Raw genomic sequence first — 4,599 nt, forward strand, 5'->3', positions numbered from 1 at the left:
TCAAATCTCTGTCCAAAAAGAAAGCCAGGTAGCCGTGCTCACCCAACACGACCACCTGGCGACGGAGCGCTTCCGTATGGTGCTTTTGGCACCTGTGGGCTCCAGCCAAGGAGGGCGGCCGGAGTTAATTGACTGCATTGCAATCTGTGTGCCACTCTCCCGGAGCAGTGCCGGGCCCCGATCGATCAAGGAGTTGGTTTGAATACAGAATGCGCCGCCGATACATATTTGGAGGCACCGCCGTATTTGGCTAGTTTTTAATTCTGGATACACGCTCCCGCCCGCAGTTGTCCGTTTGCCAAGCCGCGCCGGACCGGGTGCCGGTTTCAACTCAGGCTGTATCCGCAGGCACCGATTGACCCAATCAGAGGTTTGAATGTCCGACGTCGTAACTACTAAAGTCTTCGCCCTCATCGCTGAGTATGCGGGCACCACTCCCGACGAGATAAACCTCGATACGTCGTTCGAAGAACTGGGCGTCGACTCCCTGGACGGACTCACGATCATGTCCGAGCTCGAAGAGGAGTTCGATGTCTCGCTCCCGAGCGAGGAAGTGCTTGGCATGACCATGGTCCGCGAAGCCGTCGAGTCTTTTCAAAAGCACCTTGCCCACAAGGGTTCGAAAAACGGAACTTCCGACTAGGAAGATTCATGAGTCACCGACGCGTCGTCGTGACAGGCATTGGCGCCGTATCGGCGCTCGGTCACGACGTTGAGGCATTCTGGGAATCTCTGACCAACGGGCGGTCCGGTATCGGGCCTATAGAGCTCGTTGATCGTAGCACCATGCGTTTCCAGAACGGGGCAGAAGTTCGCGGGTTCGTCCCCGAAGATCATTTCGAACGACGTCAGCTTAATCAGCTCGACCGCTTCTGCCAGTTTGCCGTGCTCGCCACGCGGGAAGCGGTGACAGCTTCCGGCATCGAGTGGTCGGACGAGCTGCGGGCACGCACCGGCGTCGTGACGGGATCCAGCGTGGGAGGCCAGTCGACGACCGACGAAGCCTTCTATCAACTTTACGCAGAGCAACGGACGCGGGCCCAACCGCTCGTGATCCCGCGCGTGATGCCGAACGCCTCCGCCAGCCAGATCACGATGGAGTTCGGGTTTACGGGACCGGCGTTTACCGTTTCCACCGCATGCTCGTCGTCGAATCACGCGATCGGCCAGGCGTTCTGGATGGTGCGCAGTGGATTGATCGACTACGCGATCGCAGGCGGAAGCGAGGCACCGTTCAGCTACGTGAATCTGAAATCATGGGAAGCTTTGCGGGTTGTGGCACCCGACACATGCCGGCCCTTTTCGATGCAGCGCCAGGGTATGATTCTCGGGGAGGGAGGGGCCATGCTCGTTCTAGAGACCGAGGAGTCGGCAGCGAAGCGCGGCGCGACAATCATCGCGGAAATTGCGGGATTCGGGATGTCCGCGGATGCGCATCATCTGACGCATCCTTCGTTCGATGGAGCGGCGGCCGCGATGCGAGCAGCGCTCTCCGATGGCGGCCTCGAAGCGTCAGCCATCGGCTACGTGAGCGCGCACGGCACAGGAACAACGGCCAACGATCCGATGGAGACGCGGGCGATCCGGCAGGTCTTCGGCGATCACGCCGACACGCTTCAGGTGAGCGCAACCAAGTCGATGCACGGCCATGCGCTCGGCGCATCAAGCGCGCTGGAAGCCGCAGCCACGTCGCTGGCCCTGCACCGCGGTGTACTGCCGCCCACCGCCAACTTCGTGGATCCTGATCCGGAATGCGACCTCGACGTGATCCCGAATGAAGCGCGGGAGACCCAGGTCGACGCCGCCATTTCGAACTCGTTCGCCTTTGGCGGACTCAACGCCGCCCTCGTACTCAGGCGCTGGACGTGAGCGGCTCGCTCGTCACGCTCCGTGCCAGCGCAGCAGGCTGGACCCCCATCCCCAGGTAGCTCCCTCAATAGATGAGAGGAGGATCAGGCTCCCCTTTTCGAGTTTGCCCTCTTCGAAGAGCTCGTTCAGCGCCACATACACGGCTGCCGACGGGATATTGCCGGCCTCAGAGAAATTCGTAAACACCTTCTCACGTACCTGCTCAAGCAGGTCCGATTGCTCGGCGGACTTCGCGAGTTCTTCCGTGCGAAAATAATTGAAGTTGGCTGCGGCCGGAACGATGTGCGCCACGTCGCTGATCGGAATCCCGACCTCTTCGAGCGTACGACGAATCAGTTCGATGAAGTACGGTTTGCCCTCCATCGCCATCCGCGAGAAGTCGTGCTGCCAGTGTTGCAGGCCCTCTTGGAACGTCTCCTGATTGAAGGGCAGGGTGCTGCCACCGGCTTCGCGGTGGAACGCCGTTTCCGTGTCTCCTTCGGTCCCGCTTTTCGTGTACAGCACTCCTTCCTGATCGGAGGGATCGTCGGACGCCGACAGCACGAGCGCACCGGCGCCGTCGCCCAGGGCCGCCCGGAGCAACATCTCGTACCGCCCGATCTTGTCTGCCGTGATGTTCTCTGCACGACCTGATGTCGAGACCACTTCGACTCCAATCAGCAGCGCGTTCCGGAATAGTCCGGACCGGATGCCGCCGACGGCCAGGGTGATGGCCTGCTGCACGCCGGTGCAGGCGCCCCACAGATCGTACGTGGCACAGCCGGAGTTGCCGAGCAAACGTCTGACCTCTTTAGCCAGACCGGCCCGCAGGTAGGGCGGGGTAGTTGTGGTCGTGATAATCAGATCCACGTCCGATCCCGCGATGCCTGCCCGCTCGAGCGCCAGCCTGGCCGCGTTGAACGCCAGCGCGGGGCTGTCCTCCAGCAGTTTGCCACTCCCTTTCTCGAGCGTATAATGACGATACTTGACGCCCGCATACTTCTCGATGATGCGGTAGAACTTCGTCATGTCGACGCCGGGAATCTTTCCCAGATAGCTGTCGATCTCCTCAACGGCTACGCGTTCACCGGGCAAATAGGCTCCAACACCTTTGACGAGTACTCTGGGGTTTGGCATTTGCCGCAATTCGCGTTTAATGGAGGATTATCGAGCGACCTGCCAGGCGACCACGCCGTTCTGCGCTCTTCGAATTCAGGATTTGGAAGATATCACGGCCGATTGCCCTGTCCAATTGCTACACATAGTCTTGAAACTTCGAGCGATAAGGGGCAATTGCACCCCATTCAGCGTGCGGCAAATGAACGGGATCTTCAATCCGGGTCCGAAACTGCGCGGGAATCGGCTCGTTGCACACAACCCGGGCTAACTGTACCTTTAAGTTTCTGTACTTACTGCCCATTATTACAATAGAGAGGGTTTGCTAATGCCCTGTGGCCGAAAGCGAAAGCGACATAAAATCGCGACCCACAAGCGGAAGAAACGCCTCCGCAAGAACCGTCACAAGAAGAAGACCCGCTAGGTTGCTTGAGGCGCGTTCGGGCCTGTTGAGGCCGCGGCCACAGTTCGCGATAGCTTCTTCCTGGACTTTACTTATTTCGTCATCGACTTGCACAATTCAATGAAGCGAGACTCGATTGGCAGATCTATTCGTGCCGGAGCATGGGGTGTTCTCCTGGGGAGTGCCGCAGGCTTTGCGCTCGGCCTGCTTCTTGCACCGGAAGAGGGACGGAAGATCCGTCGTCGTCTGGCGTTCCAGCTTGAACATCTGTCGCGTCGCGTCGGTACGCTGGTGGATCAGGTAGTGTCCGACGAAGACAGCAGCGATGCTCGCCGTGAAGGCGACGAGCTGGTGGAAGATGCGAAGCAGCAGGCACAGAAGATCCGGGACGACATCGACGCGCTACTCGGTGAGGTCCAGCGCGGGCGTTCCTCACGCAGTGAGGCATCGACCGGCTGACGCCGCTGACCTTTGCGACCGGCGGAAGACTTGAGCTTCCGCGATACCCTCCATGGCCAACTTTTCCATTCTTCTGGCTTCCTCCGAGGAGAAGACGTCCGGCGGCAATCCATTTGCGCCGGACATGTTCGATTACCGATCCTCGAACACCTTCAACTATTTCCACGAGCTCAATCCAGAGCGCCGGCGCCTCATCTCGTTGCTGCAAGACCGGATCGAGGCCGACGATAAGGTCGCCGATCTGATCGGGCTGAAAGGAGATGCTCTCGAGGCGGCCATCCAGACAGATCTCGCTCTGTTTGACGCGCCGCTCACATCTGCTCTCGACAGATACAGCCCGGGCGTACTCTACTCGTCAATGAACTTTCAGGCGCTGCCAACCGGCGCGCAGCGTCGGCTCCTGGAGAACGGTGTCATCTTCTCGGCTCTGTTCGGAGTGCTCCGCCCCGACGACCTGATCCCGGAGTACTATCTGAATATGAACGCGAAGCTCCGTGGAGTTAAGAGCGCGAAAGAATACTGGCGCAAGGCCATGAGTCCGCTGCTCAACGAGCGCCTTGCTGACAAGGTTGTCTGGAACGTACTCCCGGACGATCTCGAAGACGCCTGGATCGACCAGCACGCGTATAAGGAGATGATACGCGTCAGGTTTGCGCGAGTCAGAAAAGGCAAGCGAACGTTTCAGGATCAGAACGCCCTTGCCGGTCAGTTTGTAAACTTCGTCGTCCGGGAAGCAGTCGAGGATCTCGAGCTCGTCCGGCCCTGGGTGCATC

At 59.5% G+C, this 4,599-nt stretch carries 5 protein-coding genes; 4 read left to right on the forward strand and 1 reads right to left on the reverse strand.

All coding sequences use genetic code 11. The features are described from left to right. Window positions 1-376 precede the first annotated feature (376 nt). Entirely contained in the window at window positions 377-643 is a 267-nt protein-coding gene (locus HKN37_15365) for an acyl carrier protein (protein ID NNE48030.1), read from the forward strand. A gap of 8 nt (window positions 644-651) precedes the next feature. Beyond that, window positions 652-1,869, forward strand: coding sequence for a beta-ketoacyl-[acyl-carrier-protein] synthase family protein (locus HKN37_15370; GenBank protein ID NNE48031.1), 1,218 nt, complete (start codon window positions 652-654; stop codon window positions 1,867-1,869). A 12-nt stretch (window positions 1,870-1,881) separates the two neighbouring features. Here the strand turns inward: HKN37_15370 and HKN37_15375 are convergent, their stop codons facing one another. After that, window positions 1,882-2,985, reverse strand: a complete 1,104-nt coding sequence (locus HKN37_15375; GenBank protein ID NNE48032.1) for a 3-oxoacyl-ACP synthase III family protein — start codon at window positions 2,983-2,985, stop codon at window positions 1,882-1,884. A 502-nt stretch (window positions 2,986-3,487) separates the two neighbouring features. Between HKN37_15375 and HKN37_15380 the strand changes: the two genes are divergently transcribed. Both HKN37_15380 and yaaA read left to right on the forward strand, forming a co-directional pair. After that, window positions 3,488-3,826, forward strand: coding sequence for a YtxH domain-containing protein (locus HKN37_15380; GenBank protein ID NNE48033.1), 339 nt, complete (start codon window positions 3,488-3,490; stop codon window positions 3,824-3,826). A 52-nt stretch (window positions 3,827-3,878) separates the two neighbouring features. Continuing rightward, window positions 3,879-4,599: peroxide stress protein YaaA (gene yaaA / locus HKN37_15385; protein NNE48034.1), on the forward strand; the 721-nt coding region annotated here is incomplete at its 3' end.

The sequence above is a fragment of the Rhodothermales bacterium genome, from assembly GCA_013002345.1.
Lineage (GTDB): Bacteria > Bacteroidota > Rhodothermia > Rhodothermales > JABDKH01 > JABDKH01.